General features: G+C 71.1%; 23 protein-coding genes. 7 read left to right on the top strand and 16 right to left on the bottom strand.

Annotated features, from left to right (window positions below; genetic code table 11):
- Positions 1-908 (top strand): MBL fold metallo-hydrolase (locus OZN99_RS07095; protein WP_270934500.1); only part of this gene is annotated, 908 nt, incomplete at its 5' end.
- Between the two features lie 222 nt (positions 909-1,130).
- Positions 1,131-2,228: an S-methyl-5-thioribose-1-phosphate isomerase gene (gene mtnA / locus OZN99_RS07100; RefSeq protein ID WP_270934501.1), complete on the top strand. Its 1,098-nt coding sequence runs from the start codon at positions 1,131-1,133 to the stop codon at positions 2,226-2,228.
- 26 nt (positions 2,229-2,254) lie between these two features.
- Here mtnA and OZN99_RS07105 read toward each other — a convergent pair whose 3' ends face one another.
- Positions 2,255-2,461 (bottom strand): hypothetical protein, encoded by a 207-nt coding sequence (locus tag OZN99_RS07105; RefSeq protein ID WP_270934502.1) that lies wholly within the window; start codon positions 2,459-2,461, stop codon positions 2,255-2,257.
- Positions 2,462-2,655: 194 nt separating this feature from the next.
- Here OZN99_RS07105 and OZN99_RS07110 point away from each other — a divergent pair, with 194 nt between their 5' ends.
- The 4 genes from OZN99_RS07110 (at position 2,656) to OZN99_RS07125 (ending at position 6,122) form a co-directional block, all read left to right on the top strand.
- Positions 2,656-3,516: a transporter substrate-binding domain-containing protein gene (locus OZN99_RS07110; RefSeq protein ID WP_270934503.1), complete on the top strand. Its 861-nt coding sequence runs from the start codon at positions 2,656-2,658 to the stop codon at positions 3,514-3,516.
- Between the two features lie 155 nt (positions 3,517-3,671).
- Positions 3,672-4,352, top strand: a complete 681-nt coding sequence (locus tag OZN99_RS07115; protein WP_270934504.1) for an amino acid ABC transporter permease — start codon at positions 3,672-3,674, stop codon at positions 4,350-4,352.
- A gap of 4 nt (positions 4,353-4,356) precedes the next feature.
- On the top strand, positions 4,357-5,031 hold the full coding sequence (locus OZN99_RS07120; protein ID WP_270934505.1) for an amino acid ABC transporter permease: 675 nt from the start codon (positions 4,357-4,359) through the stop codon (positions 5,029-5,031).
- A 119-nt stretch (positions 5,032-5,150) separates the two neighbouring features.
- A complete protein-coding gene (locus OZN99_RS07125) occupies positions 5,151-6,122 on the top strand; it encodes a phytanoyl-CoA dioxygenase family protein (protein WP_270934506.1) in 972 nt (323 codons plus the stop codon).
- Here the strand turns inward: OZN99_RS07125 and OZN99_RS07130 are convergent.
- From OZN99_RS07130 to rfbF, 15 genes are all read right to left on the bottom strand, one after another.
- Positions 6,107-6,568, bottom strand: coding sequence for a DUF3237 domain-containing protein (locus tag OZN99_RS07130; RefSeq protein ID WP_270934507.1), 462 nt, complete (start codon positions 6,566-6,568; stop codon positions 6,107-6,109). The two genes, OZN99_RS07125 and OZN99_RS07130, sit on opposite strands and share 16 nt — an antisense overlap.
- Entirely contained in the window at positions 6,568-6,984 is a 417-nt protein-coding gene (locus tag OZN99_RS07135) for a rhodanese-like domain-containing protein (RefSeq protein WP_270934508.1), read from the bottom strand. The genes OZN99_RS07130 and OZN99_RS07135 overlap by 1 nt, the downstream gene beginning before the upstream one ends.
- Positions 6,985-7,050: 66 nt before the next feature.
- Complete coding sequence (locus OZN99_RS07140; protein ID WP_270934509.1) at positions 7,051-8,223, bottom strand: isovaleryl-CoA dehydrogenase; 1,173 nt, start codon at positions 8,221-8,223, stop codon at positions 7,051-7,053.
- 2 nt (positions 8,224-8,225) lie between these two features.
- Entirely contained in the window at positions 8,226-9,860 is a 1,635-nt protein-coding gene (locus OZN99_RS07145) for an acyl-CoA synthetase (RefSeq protein WP_270934510.1), read from the bottom strand.
- A complete protein-coding gene (locus OZN99_RS07150; RefSeq protein ID WP_270934511.1) occupies positions 9,857-11,083 on the bottom strand; it encodes a phenylacetate--CoA ligase family protein in 1,227 nt (408 codons plus the stop codon). The genes OZN99_RS07145 and OZN99_RS07150 overlap by 4 nt, the downstream gene beginning before the upstream one ends.
- The gene (locus tag OZN99_RS07155; protein WP_270934512.1) at positions 11,080-11,919 is read right to left on the bottom strand and encodes an ABC transporter ATP-binding protein; all 840 of its coding nucleotides are present in this window, start codon (positions 11,917-11,919) and stop codon (positions 11,080-11,082) included. Before OZN99_RS07155 ends, OZN99_RS07150 begins: the two co-directional genes overlap by 4 nt.
- Positions 11,916-13,223 carry an ABC transporter substrate-binding protein gene (locus tag OZN99_RS07160; RefSeq protein ID WP_270934513.1) on the bottom strand — a complete coding sequence of 436 codons (1,308 nt, stop codon included), beginning with the start codon at positions 13,221-13,223 and terminating at the stop codon, positions 11,916-11,918. The genes OZN99_RS07155 and OZN99_RS07160 overlap by 4 nt, the downstream gene beginning before the upstream one ends.
- 23 nt (positions 13,224-13,246) lie before the next feature.
- Positions 13,247-14,320, bottom strand: a complete 1,074-nt coding sequence (locus OZN99_RS07165) for a branched-chain amino acid ABC transporter permease (protein WP_270934514.1) — start codon at positions 14,318-14,320, stop codon at positions 13,247-13,249.
- Complete coding sequence (locus tag OZN99_RS07170; RefSeq protein ID WP_270934515.1) at positions 14,320-15,213, bottom strand: branched-chain amino acid ABC transporter permease; 894 nt, start codon at positions 15,211-15,213, stop codon at positions 14,320-14,322. The genes OZN99_RS07165 and OZN99_RS07170 overlap by 1 nt, the downstream gene beginning before the upstream one ends.
- 10 nt (positions 15,214-15,223) lie before the next feature.
- Positions 15,224-17,134 carry a long-chain fatty acid--CoA ligase gene (locus tag OZN99_RS07175; protein ID WP_270934516.1) on the bottom strand — a complete coding sequence of 637 codons (1,911 nt, stop codon included), beginning with the start codon at positions 17,132-17,134 and terminating at the stop codon, positions 15,224-15,226.
- 64 nt (positions 17,135-17,198) lie between these two features.
- Positions 17,199-18,008 (bottom strand): ABC transporter ATP-binding protein, encoded by an 810-nt coding sequence (locus OZN99_RS07180; RefSeq protein ID WP_270934517.1) that lies wholly within the window; start codon positions 18,006-18,008, stop codon positions 17,199-17,201.
- Positions 18,009-18,083: 75 nt separating this feature from the next.
- Entirely contained in the window at positions 18,084-18,824 is a 741-nt protein-coding gene (locus OZN99_RS07185) for a glycerophosphodiester phosphodiesterase (RefSeq protein ID WP_270934518.1), read from the bottom strand.
- A gap of 47 nt (positions 18,825-18,871) precedes the next feature.
- On the bottom strand, positions 18,872-19,942 hold the full coding sequence (locus OZN99_RS07190) for an NAD-dependent epimerase/dehydratase family protein (protein ID WP_270934519.1): 1,071 nt from the start codon (positions 19,940-19,942) through the stop codon (positions 18,872-18,874).
- Positions 19,943-19,955: 13 nt separating this feature from the next.
- On the bottom strand, positions 19,956-21,149 hold the full coding sequence (locus OZN99_RS07195; RefSeq protein ID WP_270934520.1) for a hypothetical protein: 1,194 nt from the start codon (positions 21,147-21,149) through the stop codon (positions 19,956-19,958).
- Between the two features lie 12 nt (positions 21,150-21,161).
- Positions 21,162-21,944, bottom strand: a complete 783-nt coding sequence (gene rfbF / locus OZN99_RS07200) for a glucose-1-phosphate cytidylyltransferase (RefSeq protein ID WP_270934521.1) — start codon at positions 21,942-21,944, stop codon at positions 21,162-21,164.
- Positions 21,945-22,165: 221 nt separating this feature from the next.
- Between rfbF and OZN99_RS07205 the strand changes: the two genes are divergently transcribed.
- On the top strand, positions 22,166-22,497 hold a 332-nt coding region (locus OZN99_RS07205), incomplete at its 3' end, for a hypothetical protein (protein ID WP_270934522.1).

Below are 22,497 nucleotides of genomic sequence, written 5' to 3' on the forward strand. Positions count from 1 at the left end.
CCGCGCAGTCACCAGAGGTCGCCCGGCACCTGGCCGCCGCCCGCGTGGCCGCCGGCGAAGACCTCCGCCCCTGGCTCGCCCTCGGCCAGGCCGCCACCCCCGCCACCGCGCCGCCGCCGTCCATCGAGGCGCTGATGGCGCAGCCGCCGCCGCCGCCCGCCAAGGCCTTCGACAACCTGGCCTTCGTCGGCGCCAAGTGGGTCAGCGCATGGGCGCTCACCACCAGCGACGGCATCATCCTGCTCGACGCGCTCAACAACGAGGACGAGGCCGAGCGCCTGATCGAGGGCGGGCTGCGCCGGCTCGGCCTCGATCCCGCGCAGGTGAAGCGCGTCGTCGTCACCCACGGCCATGGCGACCACTATGGCGGCGCCACCTGGCTCAAGCAGCGCCATGGCGCGCAGGTCGCGATGAGCGGCGCCGACTGGCGCATGCTGGAGACGGAGTTGGAATTCGACGTCCCCCAATGGGGCCGCCCGCCGCGCCGCGACGTGGTCGTGGAGGACGGCGACTCCATCCGCCTGGGCGACACCTCGGTCGCGGTGCTCATGACGCCGGGCCACAGCCCGGGCACGATCTCGTTGCTGTTCGATGTCCTGGAGGGGCAGCGCAGGCACCGGGCACTGCTCTGGGGCGGCACCGCGTTCAACTTCGGTCGGCGGCCGGACCGCATGGAACGCATCGACTCCTACATCGCCGCGACCCGCCGCGCGAAGGACGTCGCGGCCCGCGAGAACGTCACGGTGCTGCTCTCCAACCACTCGGGCTACGACGAAGCCGACAGGAAGCTGCAGCGGCTGCAGCCAGGCGCGGCCAATCCCTTCGTGATCGGGCAGGAGGCGGTGCAGCGCACGCTGACGATCATCGAGGAATGCGCCCTGGCGACACAGGCGGCCTGGAGAAGCTGAGAAGACCCGGCGGTCAGTCAGCTTCGGAACGGGCCGCGGCGCCGCAGGCGCGCCGTTGCGCGTCGGCGCCCTGATCCCGTCGGCAGCCGCACCGCCTTCGCGCCGCTCGACCAGCAAGGCTCTCCGCCCAGGGAGCGTGGCCCCCGTGCCGCATCGGGGATGCCTCCCCCTGGATGCCGCGCCGCCCGCCGTGCTTCAAGGCGGCAGCCGGAGGAGAGACACATGAAGATCGACGGCGTGCCCTATCGCAGCGTCTGGGTGGACCGGGAGGATGGCTGGTCCGTCCGGATCTTTGACCAGACGAAGCTGCCCTGGGCCATCGACATCCTGCGCCTGGCCGACGAGGACCAGGCGGCGCACGCCATCCGGAGCATGCAGACGCGCGGCGCGCCGCTGATCGGGGCCGTCGCCGCCTATGGCGTGGCGCTGGCGATGCGGCGCGACGCCTCCACCGCGCATCTCGACAGCGTGGTGGACATGCTGGGCAAGACGCGCCCGACCGCGATCAACCTGCGCTGGGCGCTGGACCGGATGCGGGCCGCGCTGCACAACATGGCGCCGGCCGATCGGGTCGCGGCCGCCTATGCCGAGGCTGCGGCGATCTGCGACGACGACGTGGAGACCTGTCGGAAGATCGGCGAGCACGGCCTGCCGCTGCTGCAGGAGATCGCCGCCCGCAAGGCGCCGGGCGAGCGGGTGAACGTGCTGACCCACTGCAATGCCGGCTGGCTCGCCACGGTGGATTACGGCACGGCGCTCAGCCCGATCTTCCAGGCTCATGACGCCGGGCTGAAGGTGCATGTCTGGGTGGACGAGACGCGGCCGCGCAACCAGGGCGCGGCGCTGACCGCCTGGGAACTCGGCAAGCACGGCGTGCCGCACACCGTGGTGGCCGACAATGCCGGCGGGCACCTCATGCAGCATGGCGAGGTGGACATCGTCATCGTCGGCACCGACCGCGTGACGCGGCAGGGCGACGTCGCGAACAAGATCGGCACCTACCTGAAGGCGCTGGCCGCGCGCGACAACGGCGTGCCCTTCTGGGTGGCGCTGCCGCATTCCACTCTCGACATGCGGGTGCGCGACGGCGTGGCGGAGATCCCGATCGAGGAGCGCGCGGAGGCCGAGGTGACGGAGCTGACCGGCCGCACCGCCGACGGCCGTATCGAAACGGTGCGCGTGGTGGCGGAGGGCAGCCCCGCCGCCAACCCCGCCTTCGACGTGACGCCGGCGCGGCTGGTGACGGGGCTGATCACCGAGCGCGGCCGGACCGAGGCGAGCGAAGCCGGCCTCGCGGCGCTCTATCCCGACAAGGCCTGACCAGGCGCGCCGGGGCCGCGCCCGGGTCAGCCGAGCATGCGTTCCCGCGTGCCGCCGCGCGGTTCCAGCAGAGCGAGGCCGCCGACCAGCGACAGCCCGCCGAGCCCGGCGAGCAGAGCCGCGGCGAAGGGCGGCACGCCGCCCGGCAGCGTGGCATCCCCCATCACCAGCAGCACGGTGAGGAGGATGGCGAGGAGGCCGACGACGACGAGGCCGAGGGCGAAGCGGTGCATGAGGCGCGATCCCTGCGCGAAGACGATGAAGCGATACGCTGCCTTCTACGCAGGCAGCGGGGCGCGCAGGCGACGCGGAGAGGGCATCAATGTGGCGCGGCATGCATGAATTCTTCTCCACCCATGCCCTGCCCGCGTGGCGCCCCCTGCACCGCAATGGAATGGTTGCGTCCGATCGACGGAGGGGAGATCCGATGCTGCGCAGCCTGACGATGGCGATCCTGTCCATGACGCTGGCGGGGACCGCCCTGGCCCAGGGAACGCCGGGCGGTACGACCGGCGGGCAGCCGCCACTTCGCTGCGCGGTGGACGGCACCTTCGCCCCGCACGCCTTCCCCACCCTGCAGGGCGGCGTGCAGGGCTTCAACGTGGACCTGTTCCGAGAGGCGGCCCGCCGCATGGGGCGAGAGCTGGTGGTGGACAGCGCCAGCTTCTCGGGCCTGATCCCGGCGATGAATGCCGGCCGCTACGACTTCCTCTGCGCGCCCACCACCGCGACGGCGGAGCGGGCGGCGAACATGCTGTTCACCGAGGGCTACCTCTACACCGCCTTCCAGTTCGGCATCCGCCGCGGCTCCGCGCCGATCACCAGCCTCGACGACCTCCGCGGCAAGGCGATCAGCGTGAACAAGGGCAGCGCCTACGATGCCTGGGCGCAGGCCAATGCCGCCCGCTACGGCTTCACGGTGCAGACCTACGACACCCAGCCCGACGCGGTGCAGGCGGTGGTCAGCGGCCGGGCCTATGCCAATCTCGGCGGCAACACGGTGGTGCGCTACGCCGCGACCCGGGCGCCGCAATTCGTGCCGGACTTCGTGATCCGCGAGACCCGGGCGCATTGGTCGGCGCCGCTGCCGATGGGCGCCACGGCGCTCCGCGTGCAGTTGGAGAACGCGCTGGAATGCATGAAGCGCGATGGCACCATCGCGCGGCTGTCGAAGCAGTGGTTCGGCACCGACCCCGCCGCGGACGACGCGGAGAACACGGTGTTCCCCGGCACCGGCGTGCCGGGGCTGCCGGGCTATGACGCCACGCCGCGCGAGCCGCGTTGCTGACCTGACCCGTCCCGAGCGGGCGGCCGGCGCCACGTCGCGCCGGCCGAGCGGCCGAACGGCCGCCGCGCACAAACCAGCAGTGATGCCGGGCGGACCATTGGCCTGCGCGAAGCCTAGCCGCCGGAGGCGGCGCCCGGCGCTTGAGGGTTCAAAAAATGACCGGTTGGGAGGGCTTCGCCTTCTCCTTCCTGAATGCGCGCGTCGCGGCGGAGTACTGGCCGAAGATCCTGGAAGGGCTCGGCGTGACGGTGCTGCTCGCCGCGCTGGTCGTGGCCTCCGGGCTGGCGCTTGGGCTCGGGCTCGCCGTGCTGCGCAGCCTCGGCATCCGGCCGCTGAACTGGGCCATCGTCTTCGTGGTGGACCTGTTCCGCGCGCTGCCGCCGCTGGTGCTGATCGTGCTGATCTATTTCGGCCTGCCGGCGGCCGGCATCGGCTTCTCGGGCTTCGGCGCCACCTGGCTGGCGCTGACGCTGGTGCTGATGGCCTTCGCCGAGGAGATCTTCTGGGGCTCGATCTGCGCGGTGCCGAAGGGGCAGTGGGAATCGGGCCGCGCGCTGGGGCTGCACTTCCTGCCGACGCTGCGGCTGATCGTGCTGCCGCAGGCCATCCGCATCGCCATCCCGCCACTGACCAACCGGACCATCGCCATCACCAAGGGCACCGCGCTGGGCAGCGTGGTGGCGGTGGCGGAAATCCTTGGCGCGGCGCAGTCGGCCATGGCGTTCTCCGGCAACCCGACCCCGCTGATGCTGGGTGCCATCGCCTACCTCGTGCTGTTCCTGCCGGTGGTGGTGGCCGGGCGCTGGGTGGAAACGCGCTTCGCGTGGCGACGGTGACGCGGTGAGCGATTTCGTCGAGGCGTTCCTGAACCCGGAGATCGCGCTCGCGGCCGCGCCGATCCTCTGGCTTGGCTTCCAGCAGACACTGCTCCTCTCGCTGCTGACGGTGCCGCTCGGCCTCGGCGCCGGCGTCGCGCTGGCGATGCTGTCCACGCGGCGCGAGCCGTGGCTGCGCTTCCCGCTGATGGCCTTCATCGACATCTTTCGCGCCATCCCGCCCCTGGTGCTCCTGGTGCTGCTCTATGCCGGCCTGCCCTTCGCGGGGCTCGACCTCGGCGCCTGGGGCGCGGTGGCGGCCGCCTTCCTGCTCAACACCGGCGCCTACTACGCGGAGATCCTGCGCGCCGGGATCGAAGCCGTGCCGCGCGGCCAGCACGAGGCGGCGCGCGCGCTCGGCCTGCGTTCCTGGCAGCGCTGGGTGTTCGTGGTGCTGCCCCAGGCCGTGCGGAACGTGCTGCCCGACCTGATCGGCAACACGCTGGAAGTGGTGAAGCTGACCTCGATCGCCAGCGTGGTCGCGCTGCCGGAACTGCTGTTCCAGGCCCGCCAGGCGCAGAGCGTGACCTTCAACGCCACGCCGATCCTGGTCGCGGCAGTGGCCTATTTCCTGCTGCTCTGGCCCTTCGTGCGCCTGCTCTCGGCGATGGAGAACCGGCAGCTGGCAGGGCGGCGCTGACCGGCCCAGGCCCCGGGGCTCGTTCCGTAACGGCCTTGTCAGCCTGGGTCAGCGCCTGTTGATATCGCCCGCGCATCGTATGCCGTAACGTCGTTTCAACACAATGGGCGGGCGACGCGATGGCATCCGTGTCGGTGGAAGCCTCGGCCTGGACGCGGCGTGGGCGCGTGCTGGCGCGGCTGCCCCGCCTGGTCGCGGAGGCACGGCGCCATCCGGCCTGGCTGCCTGTGTTCGTCGCCGGCCGCCTGCTGCCGGTGCGGCGCGCGATGCGCTGGATGGCGAACCGCCATGCCGGCGTGCCGCAGGCCGATACGGAAGTCTCCCCGGCCGAGGCGATCCGCGGGCCGACGCCGACGGAGGTCGTCGCGGCGCTCCGCGCCGACGGCATCGCCACCGGCCTCGCGCTGCAGTCGGCGATCCTCGACGAGTTGCGCGCCTATGCCGCCAGCGGACGAACCTGCCATGGCGGCGCCGCCTGGGACATCCGCTTCACGCCGGAGGAGCAGCCCGACGCCGAGCGCCGCCACGGCGTGCCGCTGCTGGTCGGGCATTACGGCGCGCCGGACCTGGACTGCCCGGCGGTCGCCACGGTGGCGCGCGACCGCCTCGCCTGGCAGGTGGCACGCGGCTATCTGGGCCCGGCGGCGCGGCTGATCGACATCCGGCTGTGGTGGAGCTTCCCGAGCGCCCGGCCACGACAGCGCGAGCTGGCGATCGCCGCACAGGACAACTTCCACTTCGATCTGTCGGACTGGGGCGAGCTGAAGCTCTTCTTCTACGTCACCGATGTTGGGCCGGAGAACGGGCCGCACCGCTTCGTGCGCGGCAGCCACCGCCGGCGCGGCGTACTGGCGCAGCTCTCGCCCTTCGTCACGCGCAGCGAGGCGTGGCTGCGGCACGCCTATGGCGCCGAGGCGATCCAGGACGTGACCGGCCCGGCCGGGTCCGGCATCGCCGAGGATCCCTTCGGCTTCCACACCGGCAGCACCCTCCGCGCAGGGCGGCGGCTGATGCTGGAGCTGTCCTTCGGCGTCACCGGCGTGCGCGCGCGCCCGCACCTGGCGCGCGCTGCGCTTCAGAGGATGGCGTAGACGTCGTAGATCGGACCCTGCGGCGGACGCTGACCGACCGCGACGGCGAGCACGCGGTTCAGCCACTCGAGCGGGCCGGGCCCGGTCTCGAAGCGGATGGCAGTGCGCATGTAGTAGGTGGCCGGGTCCACCGGATCGCCGGCGGCGAGCCGGGCCAGCACCTCCGCAGGACCGGCGCGCAGGCCGGTGTAGGTGATGCCGATCAGCTGCCCGTCATCGGCGCGAAGCATCGCCCGCACGTCGAGCCGCGTGGCGCCGTCCGGCCCAGTGAGCATCCAGTCCGCGCCACCGGGCAGGACGACGCCGCTGGCCGCCGGCCCCTGGAAGCGGCCGCCGGTGACGAGCCCGACGCGGCGGTCACCCTGCGGCGTCGGGCCGAGCACCGTCGCCTCCACCGTCATCTCCATGCGGAAGAGGAAGTCGGTCTTGAGAGGGAGCGGCGTCATCAGCGCTGCCTCCAGGGCAGGCCATCGGCCTTCCAGCCGGCCACGGTGCCGCGATGGCCTTCCGCGTCCACCGGCCCCTCGAAGCCGTCGGCGACGTTGAAGGCGTGCGGGAATCCCGCCGCCTGGGCCGCCTGCCCCGCCGCCAGCGACCGCGCGCCGGAGCGGCAGATGAAGTAGAGCTTCGTTTCCGGCGAGGCGCCGGCGCGGTGCAGGTGCTCGGCGAAGGCGCCATTGACCTGCATGCTGGGATAGAGCTGCCAGGGGATCAGGACGGTCTGCTTGCCGACCTCGGACAGGTCGGGCACGCCGACGAAGTTCCACTCCGCATCGGTCCGCACGTCCACCAGCATCGCGTTCGGGTCCTGCGCCAGTTCCTGCCAGGTGGCGCGCGGGCTCACATCGGGCACTCCGGCCATCTCGTCCTCTCCTTGCGGTCGGGCGGGAGGATGGGTGCGCGGGGCGGGCGGTGCAAGCTGCCGGGGTCAGGCCGTCTCGCGGAAGATCTCGCGGCCGATCAGCAGGCGGCGGATCTCGCTCGTGCCGGCGCCGATCTCGTAGAGCTTGGCGTCGCGCAGCAGCCGGCCGGCCGGGTACTCGTTGATGTAGCCGTTGCCGCCGAGAATCTGGATCGCATCGAGCGCCGCCTTCGTCGCCGCCTCGGCCGCGAAGAGGATGGCCCCGGCGGCATCCTTGCGGCTCGACTTCCCGCGGTCGCAGGCGCGGGCGACGGCGTAGACGTAGGCGCGCGTCGCGTTCAGCGCCGTGTACATGTCGGCGACCTTGCCCTGGATGAACTGGAACTGGCCGATGCTCTGCCCGAACTGCTTGCGGTCGTGGATGTAGGGCACGACGAGATCGAGGCAGGCCTGCAGGATGCCGATGGGTCCGGCGGCCAGCACCGCGCGCTCGTAGTCCAGGCCGGACATCAGCACGCGCACGCCGCCATTGACCTGGCCGAGCACGTTCTCCGCCGGCACTTCGCAGTCCTCGAAGACCAGTTCGGAGGTCGGGCTGCCGCGCATGCCGAGCTTGTCGAGCTTCTGGGCGGGGCGGAATCCCTTGAAGCCGCGCTCCACGATGAAGGCTGTGATGCCCTTCGGGCCGGCCTCGGGCTCGGTCTTGGCATAGACCACGATCGTCTCGGCATAGTGGGCGTTGGTGATCCAGAGCTTGGTGCCATTCAGCACGTAGCGGTCGCCGCGCTTCTCGGCGCGCAGCTTCATGGAGACCACGTCGGACCCGGCGCCGGGCTCGGACATCGCCAGCGCCCCGAGATGCTCGCCGGAGACGAGCTTCGGCAGGTAGCGGCGCTTCTGCTCCTCCGTCCCGTTGATGCGGATCTGGTTGACGCAGAGGTTGGAATGCGCGCCGTAGGAAAGCCCGACCGAGGCGCTGGCGCGGCTGACCTCCTCCATCGCGACGGTATGCGCCAGGTAGCCCATGTCGGAGCCGCCATACTCCTCCGGCACGGTGATCCCGTGCAGGCCGAGCGCGCCCATCTCCGGCCAGAGGTGGCCGGGGAATTCGTCGGTGCGGTCGATCTCGGCGGCGATGGGGGCGATGCGCTCGTCGGAGAAGGCGCGGACGCTGTCGCGCAGGGCGTCGATGTCGTCGCCGAGCTCATGGTCGAGCATGGGCATCTGGTTGGCGGCCATGGTCACTGGTCCTTGGCGCTGAACTGCTTGCGGAGCACGCCGCGCATGATCTTGCCGGTCGCCGTCAGGGGCAAGGCGTCCGTGAATTCGACCTGCCTGGGGTAGAGATGCGCGGCGAGACGGGTGCGCACGAAGTCCTGGATGTCCTTCGCCAGCGCCGCGTCGGGCACGACGCCCGGCTTCGGGACGATCACCGCGGTGACCCGCTCGGTCCGCAGCGGATCCGGCAGCCCGATGACGGCCACCGAAAGAACGGCGGGGTGGGACAGGAGGAAATCCTCCACCTCGCCCGGGCCGATGCGGTAGCCGGCGGATGTGATGACGTCGTCGTCCCGGCCGAGGAAGGTCAGGTAGCCCTCCTCGTCGGCGATGCCGCGGTCACCGGTGAGCAGCCAGTCGCCGTGGAACTTCTGCCGCGTCGCCTCCGGCTTGTTCCAGTAGCCAAGGAACATGACCGGGTCCGGCGCGCGGATGGCGATGCCGCCTTCGGTGCCGGGCGGCGCCGACCGGCCGTCATCGCCGAGAATCGCGACCTCGTGGCCGGGGACGGGGCGGCCCATGCTGCCGGGCTTCACCGGGAACAGGCCGGCGCAGTTGGAGACGACCAGGTTGCATTCGGTCTGGCCGTAGAACTCGTTGATGGTCAGGCCGAAGGCGCCGCGGCCCCAATCCAGCATCTCCGCGCCCAGCGTCTCGCCGCCGCTGCCGATGCTGCGCAGGCGATGGCGGAAGCGCGCGGGGTCGGGGACGGCGCGCAGCATCTTCAGCGCGGTGGGCGGGATGAAGGCGTTGCGCACGCCGTGCTGCGCCATCAGGCGGAAGGCGAGTTCCGGGTCGAACTTCGCCATGCGGTGGGCGAGGACGGGCACGCCGTGGAACAGGCTGGGCAGCAGCACGTCGAGCAGCCCGCCGATCCAGGCCCAGTCGGCGGGCGTCCAGAACAGGTCGCCGGGCCGGGGGAACCGTTCCTGCGGCAGTTCCACGCCGGGCAGGTGGCCGCGCAGCACGCGATGGCCGTGCAGCGCGCCCTTCGGGCTGCCGGTGGTGCCCGATGTGTAGATGATCAGCGCCGGGTCGTTTGGCCCGGTGGCGGCGCAGGCGTGGCTGTCCTTCGCGCGCGCCATCTCGGCCTGCAGATCGCGCGCGCCCTCGCCGCCGCCGACGGCCAGCACGAAGCGAAGGTCCGGCAGGCGGTCGCGGATGCCCGCGATCTTCGCCAGCCCCGCCTGGTCGGTCACCAGCGCGGCGGCGCCGCAATCGGCCAGGCGGTAGGCAAGTGCGTCCTCGCCGAACAGCAGGAAGAGCGGCACCGCAATGGCGCCAATGCGGTAGGCGGCGAGATGCGCGACGGCGGCTTCCGCGCCTTGCGGCAGCAGCACGCCGACGCGGTCGCCGCGCGCGATGCCGTGCGCCTCCAGTGTGTTGGCCAGGCGGCAGGCGCGGCGGTGGAGCTCGTCGAAGGTGAGGCGCTCGACGGCGCCGGATTCATGCAGGTGGATCAGGGCGAGGCGGCCAGTGCCGTCGGCCCAGCGCTCGCAGGCCTCGTGGGCGATGTTGCAGGCAGCGGGGATGTTCCAGCGGAAGCGCGCGCGGACCTCGTCGTGGCTGTCCCCGGTCGGGAGCAGCGCCGTGGTCACCCGCGCGTATCCTCGATCACCTTGCCGTCGTTGGGCAGCGCGCCCGGTTCCTCCAGCCGGACGTCGCCGCGCAGTCGGGTGATGCCCTGGAGTGACTTCCCGAGGCTCTCCACCAGCGCGGCGTCGCGCACCGGCGTCTCGACGCGCAGGGTCATGGTGTCCCGGCCCTCCGTACTGCCAACGACGAGCCGCGCGCGGCCGAGGCCGGGATGGGCGCGCAGCACCTCCGCGACCTGCTCCGGCCGGACGAACATCCCGCGCACCTTGGTCGCCTGGTCGGCACGGCCCATCCAGCCCTTGATGCGCGTGTTGGTGCGGCCGCAGGGCGAGACGCCTGGCAGGATGGCGGAGAGGTCGCCGGTGGCGAAGCGGATCAGCGGATCGGGGCTGTCGAGCAGCGTGACCAGCACCTCGCCCACCTCACCCTCCGGCACCGGGTCACCGGTGCCCGGGCGGACGATCTCGACGACCACGCCCTCGTCCACGATCAGGCCCTCGCGCGCATCCGATTCATAGGCGATGAGGCCAAGATCGGCGGTGCCGTAGCTCTGCAGCACGGTCAGGCCGCGCTCCGCATAGAAGGCGCGCAGCGCCGGCAGGTAGGCTCCGCCGGTCACATGGCCGATGCGGAAGGAGGCGAGGTCGAGGCCCAGCGCATCGCCGGCTTCCAGGATCGCCTTCAGGTAGTCCGGGGTGCCGGCGTAGCAGACGGGGCGGAGATGCGCGGCCGCGCGGGCCTGCGCCTCCGTGTTGCCGGGGCCGGCAGGGAACACCGGGCAGCCCAGCGCATGGGCGCCGAGCTCCAGCATCATGCCGGCGGGCGTGAAATGGTAGGCGAAGCAGTTGTGCAGCAGCTGGCCGCGGCGCAGGCCCGTGGCGTGGAGCGCGCGCGCGAAGCGCCAGGGATCCTCGCCCGGCGCCTGGCCCTCATGGATCGGACCGGGCGAGGCGAAGATGCGCGCGAGGTCGCGCAGCGGCGTCGCGTTGAAGCCGCCGAGCGGCGGCGCCTCCGTCTGCAGGCGGACCAGGTCCGACTTGCGTGTGACCGGCAGGTGCGAGAGCACCTCCAGGTCCACCACGCCGGCGGCATCCACGTCGTGCAGCAGCTCATGATAGGCCGCCGCCCGCTGCGCACGGGCGATGGCGGCGGGCAGCTGCACGGAGAGCGCCGCGGCGCGCGCACCGGCGCTGCGCGTCTCCAGCCCGTCGTAGTGGTCGGTCATAGCCAGCGTTTCCGGCGCTTGTAGGACTTCAGGTTGCGGAAGGACTTGCGCTCCGCGCCATGGCCGCCGAGGTAGAACTCCTTCACATCCTCGTTGTTCGCCAGCGCCTCCGCCGTGCCGTCCAGCACGACCTTGCCCTGCTCCATGACGTAGCCGTAGCTCGCGACGGAGAGCGCCATGCGGGCATTCTGCTCGACCAGCAGGATGGTGATGCCGAGCTCCTCGTTCAGGCGGCGGATGATGCCGAAGACCTCCTTCACCAGCAGGGGCGAGAGGCCCATGGAGGGCTCGTCCATCAGGATCAGCTTCGGGCGGGCCATCAGCGCGCGGCCGATCGCCAGCATCTGCTGCTCCCCGCCCGAGAGATAGCCGGCGAGGCCGGTGCGTTCCTTCAGGCGGGGAAAATAGGAATAGACCATGTCGATGTCGCGCTTCACCTCGTTGTCGGAGCGGGTGAAGGCGCCGAGGCGAAGGTTCTCCAGGCAGGTCATGTCGGCGACGATCCGACGCCCTTCCATGACCTGGAAGATGCCCTTGCGGACGATCTGGTGCGCCTCGATGCCGTTCAGGCGTTCGCCGGCGAAGCGGATGTCGCCGCGGGTGACCTCGCCTTCCTCGGATTTCAGCAGGCCGGAGATGGCCTTTAGCGTGGTGGACTTGCCCGCGCCATTGGCGCCGAGCAGCGCGACGATCCTGCCCTTCGGCACGGCCAGCGAGAGGCCGCGCAGCACCAGGATGACGTCGCTGTAGACGACCTCGATGTTGTTCACCTCCAGCAGCGGCGGCTCCGTCGTGGACGGAGCCGCCTTCGCCGGAGGTGCGGCGGTTTCGCTCACCAGCCCAGCCAGTCGGCGCGCCGGTCGAGCGTGATGGTGGTGACGGGCTCGAGCCGCATCGTGCCGTTCTGCATCAGCTCGGCGACCGTGCCCTGCGAGGTGTCGCCGGTGACGCGGGCGCGGTAGAGCGCGACACGCAGCGTGCCGCGGTGGTCGGTGTTGGTGAAGTTGGAAGGCTCGCAGACGCCGGCGAAGCCCTGCGGCACCCAGTCGCGCCGGGCGTAGAAGCCGTCGCGGATGCGCTCGCCGGTCACCTGGCCGCCATTCGCCGCGGCGGTCTCCATTGCCTCGACCATCAGCATGGCGGAGCAGACGCCGGCCAGGTAGTGCACCGGTCGCGACGCGTTGCCCGACTGGTCGGAGACGCGGCTGATCGCGCGCAACGTCGCGAAGCCGGCAGGGGGAGAGGCTGCCTGCCCCGTGATCTCGGACCAGGTCACCGCCGTGCGGACCGGGAAGACCACGCCGTTCGCCGCCGTGCCGGCGGCCTTCATCGCGTTCTCGTCCATGCCCCAGACATTGCCGAGGAACTGCACCTGGACGCCCGCGGTCTGGCAGGCCCGCAGGACAGAGATGTTGGAGCCCGCCGTGTTGCCGAGATAGGCGTAGTTCGCGCCCTGCTGGCGCAGCGTCAGGCATTGCGCGGTGTAGTCGCCGGGCGTCAGGGCGAACTGGATGGCGGGCAACACGTCGAAGCCGAGCTCGCGCGCCAGCGCCTCGCCGGCCTCCTTGGGCGAGTTCGGATAGGGATGGTTCGCGCCCATGTGGACGTATTTCGGACGCCCCTGCTGGCCGCGGCTTTCCCAGTCCTGCTTGGCCCAGATCAGCATCGCGCGGACTGCGTCGGAATAGGAAGGACCGTAGAAGAAGTTGAACGGCGCGGCCTCCACGCCCTGCCTACCGCTGCGCCCGCCGGCATCTGTCAATGCGGCGGAGTAGGAGGCCGAGATGTAGGGGATGCGGTCGCGCGTGACGAAGCGCACCAGTGCTTCGGTGTCCGCCGTGCCCCAGCCCTGGATGGCGACGACGCGGTCGCGCGACCAGGCCTGGTACTGGCTGACCGCACGAGGCGCCTGGTAGCCGTAGTCGAAGCCGAGCACGTTGAGGCGGCGGCCGTTGACCCCGTTGCGGGAGGCATTCACCCAGGCGAGCGCATCGCGCACGCCCTCGCCATAGGGCACGCCGACATCGCTGGTGCCGCCGGAATTGTCCATGAGATGCCCGACCGGGATCGGTTGCGCGGCCGCGGGCATGGCGATGGCCAGCGCGCCCGCGGCGGCCAGCATGGTCTTGCGTGTGAGCATTCTCGGAACCTCCCAGGTCGTTTTCAGTGCGAATACGGATAGAGCTTCCAGTAGGCCTTCACCAGACGCCAGCGATGGGCCAGGCCGTCCGGCTCGAAGATCAGGAAAGCGATGATCGCCGCGCCGATCGCCATCTCGCGCAGGTAGGAGATCGAGCCGCCGATCCTGAGCAGCCGGTCGATCGCACTACCGGACAGCGCCTCCGCCGCGCTCTGCACCACCTCGGGCAGCAGCACCATGAAGGCGGCGCCCATCAGGCTGCCCATGATGCTGCCGAGACCGCCGATGATCACCATCCCGAGGAACTGGATGGAGAAGAGGATGTTGAACGCCTCCACGCTGACGAACATCAGGTAGTGCGCGTAGAGCGCGCCGCCGATCCCGGCGTAGAGGCTGGCGATGCCGAAGGACAGCGTGCGGTAGTAGGCCAGGTTGATGCCCATGATCTCGGCGGAGAGGTAGTGGTCCCGCACCGCCACCAGCGCCCGCCCGTCACGCGTGCGCATCAGGTTCGCCGCGCCCAGGAACATGACGACGACGAAGAAGAGGACCACGTAGATGTAGGTCTCTTCCCGGTCGAAGGCGAAGCCGAAGAGCGTCAGCGGCTCGGTCAGGCGCCCGGCGACGCCGCCGGTGAACCAGCGGGCGCGGGCGAAGAAATCCTCCAGGATGAACTGCGCGGCCAGCGTCGCGATGGCGAGATAGAGCCCCTTCAGCCGTGCCGCCGGCGCGCCGAAGACCAGGCCGACGACCGCGGTGATGACGCCGGCGAGCGGGATGCAGGCCCAGACCGGGATGTGGAAGCTCTCGTGCAGCCAGGCGGAGGCGAAGGCGCCCACGCCGAAGAAGGCGGCGTGGCCGATGCTGATCTGGCCGGTGAAGCCGACCAGGATGTTCAGCCCCAGCGCCGCAATCCCCATGATGCCGATGTTGATGAGCAGCGAGAGCTCGTAGCGCCCGAAGAACAGCGGCGACGCCGCGACCAGGGCCAGCCCGAGCCACAGCGCGATGCGGCTGTTGCGTGTGGGGAATATGGTGGTGTCGGCACGATAGGTGGTGCGGTAGTCGCCGGCCGGCAGCAGCGAGACGTTCGCCATCAGACGCGCTCGATGTTCTTGGTGCCGAACAGCCCGTAAGGCTTCAGCAGCAGGATCAGGACCAGTGCATAGAAGGGCGCGATCTGGAACATGTTGCCCCAGTTCAGCCACTGGCTGTCGAGGTAGTGGGCCCAGTTCTCCAGCAGGCCGATGATGATGCCGCCGAGCACCGCGCCCAGCACGGAATCGAGCCCGCCCAGGATGACGGCCGGGAAGACCTTGATGCCGTAGAAGGACAGCGCGGAGGAGACGCCGTTCACCACGCCCACCACAACGCCCGCCACCGCCGAGACCACCGCCGAGATCGCCCAGGACATGGCGAAGACGCGCGGGACGGAGACGCCGAGCGACTGCGCGACCTGCTGGTCGAAGGCGGTCGCACGCATCGCCAGCCCGTGCTTGGAGGCGGTGAAGAACCAGGCGAAACCGATCATGATCAGCAGCGAGATGCCGAGCGAGACGAGATAGACGGTCTGCACCTCCAGCCCCATCACGCTCACCCGTTCCACGGGGAAGATCGGCGGGAACGGCTTGGCGAAGACGCCGAAGATCCACTTCATCAGCGCCTGGAAGAAGATGCCGAGGCCGATGGTGGCCATGATCACGCTGATCACCGGCTCCCCGATCAGCGGGCGCAGCACCACGACCTGAAGCACCAGGCCGAAGACGGTCATGAAAGCGAGCGTGAACAGGAAGCCGGCCCAGAAGGGCAACTGCCAGTCCGTCAGGAACCACCAGCAGACCCAGGCACCCACCAGCAGGAACTCGCCCTGGGCGAAGTTCACGACCTGGGAGGCCTTGTAGATCAGCACGAAGCTCATCGCGACGACGCCGTAGAGCGCGCCGACGATCAGGCCGTTGAGCGTCAGCTGGAACAGCAGCGCGAGGTCCATGCCCCCTCCCCTACTCGGCCGCCAGCGCGGGCCGCGCCGTGGCCAAGCGCATCACCGTCAGCGTGGTGCGGATGCGCTGCTTCGTGCCGTCCTGGAAGGCGATGGTGGTATCCACCGGAATGGTCGGGTCGCCGCGGTAGATAGCCTCGATGATATCGCCGTATTTCTGCGCGATGACGCCGCGGCGGACCTTGCGGGTGCGGGTCAGCTCCTCGTCATCGGCGTCCAGCTCCTTGTAGAGCAGGACGAATTCCCGCAGCTGCTGGGCCGGCGGCAGGGTGGCGTTCACCTTCTCCACCTCGGCGCGCAGCAGCTCCAGCACTTGCGGCCGGGCAGCGAGGTCGGAATAGGTGGTGAAGGCGATCCGGTTGCGCTCCGCCCACTTCGACACGATGGGGAAGCGGATGCAGATCATCGCCGCCAGGTGCGGCTTCCCGGCGCCCAGGACCACAGCCTCGGCGACGTAGGGACTGAACTTCAGCTTGTTCTCGATATACTGCGGGCTGAATCGGTCGCCGCCGCTCGTCGCGGCGATGTCCTTGATGCGGTCGATCACCACCAGCTGGCCGTTTTTCGCCATGTAGCCGGCATCGCCGGTGTGCAGCCAGCCGTCGCGCAGGTCCGGGTTCTCCGCCACGCCCAGGTAGCCCTGGAACATGTTAGGGTGGCGGGTGACGATCTCGCCCACGCCGTTCGGGTCGGGCTGGTCGATGCGCAGCTCGATCGTCTCGTCGAAGACCACGCCGACGCTGTCGAAATCCACCTCCCGCGGCCGGTGCAGCGTGTAGGCGCCGAGCAGCTCGGTCTGGCCGTAGAGCTGGCGCAGCGGCACGCCCATGGCCTGGAAGAAGCGGAAGGTATCCGGGCCGAGCGCCGCGCCGCCGGTCGCGGCGGAGGTGAGGCGGGAGAAGCCGAGCCGGTCGCGCAAGGCGCGGAACAGCAGCATGTCGGCGGCGCCGGAGCGCTGCCCCTTCGCCACCGCGTCCAGGCCCATCTTCATGCCGATGTCGAACATACGTCGCTTCAGCGGCGAAGCGTCCATCACCCTCGCGCGCACCTCCGCGGCCAACGCCTCCCACACGCGGGGGGCGAAGAGCACGAAGGTCGGGCCGATCTCGCGGAAGTCGGCCATCATCGTCTCGGGTTCCTCGACGAAGTTGACCTTCATGCGGGAGATCAGGCCCCAGCCCAGGACGTAGATCTGCTCCATGATCCAGGGCAGCGGCAGGACGGAGACATACTCGTCCTGCGGCCCCTTGGGGTCGGCCTTGAGGTAGGAGCGGCAATGGCGGATCAGCGCGCCCGCGGTCAGCATCGCCAGCTTGGGGCGCGCCGTGGTGCCGGAGGTGGTGCAGAGGATCGCGACGTCCTCGCCCCGCGTCGCCGCCACCATACGGCCGTAGAGGTCGGGCTCCGCCAGGCCGAGGTCGAGGCCCTGGCGGATCAGCGTCTCCAGCGGCAGCAGGCGCGGATCGGCGTATTTCCGCATGCCGCGCGGATCGGCATAGACGATGTGCTGCAACGTCGGCACGCGGTCGGACACGTTGAGCAGCTTGTCCACCTGCTCCTCGTCCTCGGCGAAGACGAGCCGCGCGCCGGCATACTCCAGGAGGTAGGCGACCTCGTCGTCCAGCGCGTCGCGGTAGATGCCGAGGCTGCGGGCGCCCACGGCATGCGCCGCGATCTCCCCCATCACCCATTCCGGGCGGTTGTCGCCGATCAGCGCGACCACGTCGCCCGCGCCGACGCCGAGTTGCCGCAGGCCGAGCGCCATGCAGCGCGTGCGCTCCTGGTGCTCGGCCCAGGTCAGGCTGCGCCAGATGCCAAACTGCTTCTCCCGCAGCGCCACCTCGTCGCCATGCGCGGCCGCGTTGTGCGCCAGCAGCTTCGGCAGTGTGTCGAGTGAGGCATCTTCGCGCATGCGATTCAGACCTCCGGTGCTCGCGCCGTGCCGCCGATGCGCCCTGCGGTCATCGCATGCGGGCTCACACGACCTCCTCCGCCGGCTGCGTCACCTCATCGGCCTCGCCCAGGTAGGCGCGGCGCACATGCGGGTCGGCCATCACCTCCTCGGGCCGGCCCTCCGCGATCCTGCGCCCGAAATCCAGCACGACGACGCGGTGGGAGATGTCCATCACGACGCCCATGTCGTGCTCGATCATCAGCACCGTCATCCCCCATTCCTCGTTGAGGTCGACGATGTAGCGGGCCATGTCCTCCTTCTCCTCGAGGTTCATGCCGGCCATCGGCTCGTCCAGCAGGATCAGCTTGGGCTTCACCGCCATGGCGCGCGCCAGTTCCACGCGCTTGCGCAGGCCGTAGGGCAGCGTGCCGGCGGGCGCCTTGCGGACGTGCTGGATCTCCAGGAAGTCGATGATCTCCTCGACCTCGCGGCGATGCGCCAGCTCCTCCGTCTGGGCGCCGCCGAGCCAGTACAGCATCCCGCGCAGGAAGCCCGTCTTCAGCAGGTGGTGGCGGCCGACCATGATGTTGTCGAGCACGCTCATGTGGCCGAACAGCGCCAGGTTCTGGAAGGTGCGGCCGATGCCCAGCGCGGCGCGGCGGTTCGGGCCGACGCGGGTGATGTCCTGCCCCTCGAACAGGATGCGGCCTTCGGTCGGGCGGTAGCGGCCCGAGACGCAGTTGACCATGGAGGTCTTGCCCGCGCCGTTCGGGCCGATGATGGAGAAGATCTCGCCGCGCCGGACGGAGAACGATACGTCGGTCAGCGCCTTCACGCCGCCGAAGCGCAGGCTGACATGGTCCGCCGCAAGGATCGGCGACGCTTCCTCCACCCGGCCGTGCTCCCTGGGCCCGTTTCGTCTTGCGGGAAGTCTAGTCGTGGCTGGCCGGCGCCCGCAACCCGCGCCTCAGCCCCCGCGGAGGCGCAGCGCGAGCGGCGGGTCGTCCGTGGCCAGGATGTCCACGCCGAGTTCGAGCATGCGACGGATGGAAGGTTCGTGGTTGGCGCCCCAGACGCCGACGCCGAGCCCGGCCGCGCGCAGCCGCGCGAGCATCCCGGCATCCAGCGCGCCTTCGTGCATGCCCACTTCCGGGAAGCCGTGCGCGCGCGCCACGGCGATCACGCCGTCCAGGCCGATGTCGCGGAGCGTCGGGATCTCCAGCAGCCAGGCCACGCCGGCCAGGCCGCCGGCCGCCTGCGCCTCTGCCATGGTGTCGGCGTTGAAGCCGATGATCCAGGCGCGGCGGCGCTGGCCGGACTGGTCCAGCACCGCGAGCGTGCGGCCGACGATGCCGGGATAGGGCCAGCGCGAACCGTCGGACTTGATCTCGATGCGCGGCGCGACCTCGGTGGGCGCCAGGATGGCGAGGTACTCGGCCAGCGTGGGCGGGGCCTCGCCCTGGGTGCCGCGGACGCGGACATGGCGCAGCTGCGCCGTGGTCCGCGCCACGACCGGGCCCGAGGCGTCGGTCGTGCGGTCCAGCGTCGCGTCGTGCATCACCACGACCTCGCCGTCGGCGGTCAGGTGCACGTCGCATTCGGACTGGTCGATCGGCAGCCGTGCCGATTCGCGGAAGGCCCGCGTGCTGTTCTCGGGCCAGAGGAAGAGGCCACCGCGATGGGCGGCGATGCGGGTCCGGGTCGTCATGCGCGGCATCCTGGCGCGGGCCGCGCACGGAATCCAGGGAGGGCGCCTCAGGCGGCCACGCGCCCGGCGGCGGGCGGGACGCGGCGCAGGTCCTCGCCAAGCTGGCCGCGCCGCAGCACGGCATCCAGCATGCGCAGCCGCATGAGCCTTCCCTCGCGGAAGCCCGCATCTGCAAAGCCCAGCGCGCCGAGCCCGTCGCGTACGCCGCGCACCGCCTCCGCCAGGCCGATGCGCGGCTGGTGCTGCGGCGCCAGCGCGCGGAACAGGCCGAAATCCACGCGGTAGGAGCGCCGGTCCGGCGGAGCGGCCCGGTTGATCGAGACCTGCGTACCCGGCACCTCCTGCGCCACGGCCGTGGCGATGTCCCGCACCTGCAGGTTCCAGGCATCGCTGCCGACATTCACCGAGAGCACGCGGCCGCCCTGCGCGGGGTCGCGGCCGATCGCCCATTCGACGGCGCGCGCCATGTCGCGCACCTCGATCAGCGGCCGCCAGGGCGAGCCGTCGGACAGCACGGTGATCTCCCGCCCCGCCACGGCGCCGGCGACGAAGTCATTCAGCACCAGATCCAGCCGCAGCCGCGGCGACATGCCGCAGGCGGTGGCGAAGCGCAGGCAGGTGACGGTCATCGCCTGAGGCTGCAGGGCATGCAGGCTGTCCTCCACCGCCACCTTGCTGCGGGCATAGGCGGTCAGCGGGTTCAGCGCGTCGCCCTCCCGTCGCGGGCCGCCCTCCGCGAAGCCGTAGATGGAGCAGGAGGAGGCGAAGACGAAGGCGCGGACCCCGGCCTGGTGCGCCAGCGCGGCGAGGCGGATCGAGGCGCGCGCGTTGATTTCCGCCGTCGCGGCCTCCCATCTCGAGCCCATCGGGTCGTTCGAGATCGCGGCGAGATGCACCACGGCGTCCACGCCGTCCAGCAGCGCCGGCGGCAGGTCGCGTATGTCGCCGAAATGCTGGGTGTCGAGCGCCGCCTCCGGCAGGCCGTCCTGCGTGGTCAGGCAATCGGCGAAGAAGCCGGCATCATGGCCGATCAGCGTCGCCTCCGGACAGCGGGCGCGCAGGTGGCGGACCACGACGGGGCCGACATAGCCCATGTTGCCGGTGACCAGGATACGCATCGATCGCAACTCCTCAGACGACGTGCAGCACGGGTGTCGGCAGCACGAAGCGGCCACCCTCCGCGCGGAAGCGGGCGAAGGCCCGCTCGGCAACCGCCAGGCCGTCCCAGGTCAGGACGAGCAGGAAGTCGGCGTTCTGCGCGAGCGCCGCCGCGGGCGAGCGGATCGGGATGCGGGCGCCCGGCAGCAGGCCGCCGTGACGCGCCGCATCGAGGTCGGCGACCACCGGCAGCAACTCCGGTCCGACGCCGGCATAACCGAGCAGCGTGTCCCCCTGCCCCGGCGCGACCAGGCCGACGACGCGCCGCCCGGCCCGTCGCATGCCGACCAGGAAGTCGAGCAGGTCGCACTTCGCCTGGACGGCCGCCTCGGCGAAGGCGCGATAGGGCGCGGCGCGCTGCAGGCCGAAGGCGGCTTCCCGCGCGCGCACCGCCGCCATCCCCTGGGTCAGCGGCCTGCCGCGGTTCTCGACGTGACGCGCCTGCACGCGCAGCCAGCCGCCATCGGCCGCGACCTCCTCCGCGTCGAACACCACCAGGCCGTGCTGCAGCAGCGCGATCTCCACGGTGGCCAGGGTGAACCAGGCGCGCCGGTCGTGGCGGAAGGCGTCCAGCCGACGGTCCCGCAGCACCGGCAGCAGATGCGGCACCTCGATGAACAGCACGCCGCCGGGCGCAAGCAGGATGCGGCAGCCCTCCAGCAGGTCGTGCAGGTCGTCCGCCAGCGAGATCGCGTCGCCGATGTCGAGCAGCACCGGCGCATGACCCGCGCCGAGCAGCCGGCGCGCCTCGGCGGCACCGAAGGGCCAGGACAGGCCGCGCACGGGCAGGTCGTCGCACAGGAAGGTGCCGCGCGACGGGCCATCGGCGTCCAGCACCGCGACCTCGCCCGGTGCATCCAACCCGAGGCGGCGCATCGCGGCAGCGGCGCGCCGCGCAACCCTGGGCCGCCGCGTCCTGCGAGATGCCGGGCCAGGCGCGGCGGGGCCGGCAAGCTGCACGAGCCGGCAATCGTCGCAGACGAGGGGTCGCAGCGGGCGGCAGAGCCGGGCCGCGTCCGGCGCATCCGGTTCGACCGGCGTGCCGGATACCGGCAGCAGGCCGAGATCGACGAGCGGCGCGGTGGTCGGCAGGCCGCAGCAGCGACAGGCGGGCGCGGCAGGGGCGGCGCCGAAGGGCCGGCAGCCCGCATGCGGGGTATTGGGCATGCGCCGTCCCCGTCAGGCCGGCCGCATCCAGGGCGGGTCGCCGCTGGCCCACAGCTCCTCGAGCGCGCGCTTGTCGCGCAGCGTGTCCATCGAGAACCAGAAGCCGTCGTGATCCCACGCCATCAGCTCGCCCTCGGCGGCCAGGCGCTCCATCGGCTCCTTCTCGAACACTGTCTGGTCGCCCTCGATGTAGTCCAGGGCGCGCGGCGAGAGCACGAAGAAGCCCCCATTGATCCGCGTGCCGTCGGCCGCCGGCTTCTCGCTGAAGCGCTCCACGCGCCCGCCTGCACCGATCTCCAGCGCGCCGAAGCGGGTCGGCGGCCGCACCGCGGTCACCGTCGCCGCGCGGCCATGCGCCAGGTGGAACGACACGACGGAGCGGATGTCCAGCTGCGCGACGCCGTCGCCATAGGTCATGCAGAAGGGCGTGTCGCCGAGGTAGCGCGCCAGCCGGCGCAGCCGTCCGCCGGTGCCGGTCTCGAGCCCGGTGTCCACCAGCGTGACCTTCCATGCCTCGGCGCGGCCGGCATGGGTGGAGACGTCGTTGCGGCCGTAGTCGAAGGTGACGTCAGAGGTGTGCAGCCGGTAGTTCGCGAAGAACTCCTTGATCATGTAGCCCTTGTAGCCCAGCGGGATGACGAACTCGTCGATCCCGCTGCGGGCATAGAGCTTCATGATGTGCCAGAGGATCGGCCGGCCGCCGATCTCGACCATCGGCTTCGGGCGCGCCTCCGTCTCCTCCATCAGGCGGGTGCCGTAGCCACCCGCCAGGATGACCGCCTTGCGCACCGTCATGCCCCCGATCCCTTGCAGGCGCCCCGCCGTGGCATGCGCCTGCGGAACGACCTTCACCCATACGTCGCGGCGGCGGCGCGGTTTCGCGCGTCACGCGCTTGCGATGACGGCAGCGCGCCTGCCGCGCGCCGGTTCCGCGCGCATGCGCGATGTCGGAACGACGCCGGCAACCCGTGCGGACGCGGAGCGTTGCGCAGGCGTCGATCCGGGAGCAGCACGGCTTGACCCATGTCTTCCACCCGCCGGGCCGGACGCAGCCGGCGGGACGCGTCGCAGGCCTCGCCGGCCTGGTCGTGCTCGGGGCGATGCCCCAGACACGTCGCCGCCTGTCGGGCTGGGGGGCACGCTGCCCGCCCGGGCACGGGCTCGCCGCGCTGCATCGCGCCCTCGATCTGCCGGGGGTGACAGCGCTGTGCTGGCTGCCGCCAGGGCAGTTGCCGATCCGCCCGCTCGACGCCATGGCCGCGCTGCTGCTGGACGGCGCGGATCACGCGGGTGCGCTGGCCGCCGAGGGCTGGTGCCTGACCGCGGCGACGGCGCGCGCCGCGCTGCG

The organism is Falsiroseomonas oryzae (genome assembly GCF_027856955.1).
Taxonomy (GTDB): Bacteria; Pseudomonadota; Alphaproteobacteria; order Acetobacterales; family Acetobacteraceae; genus Falsiroseomonas; species Falsiroseomonas oryzae.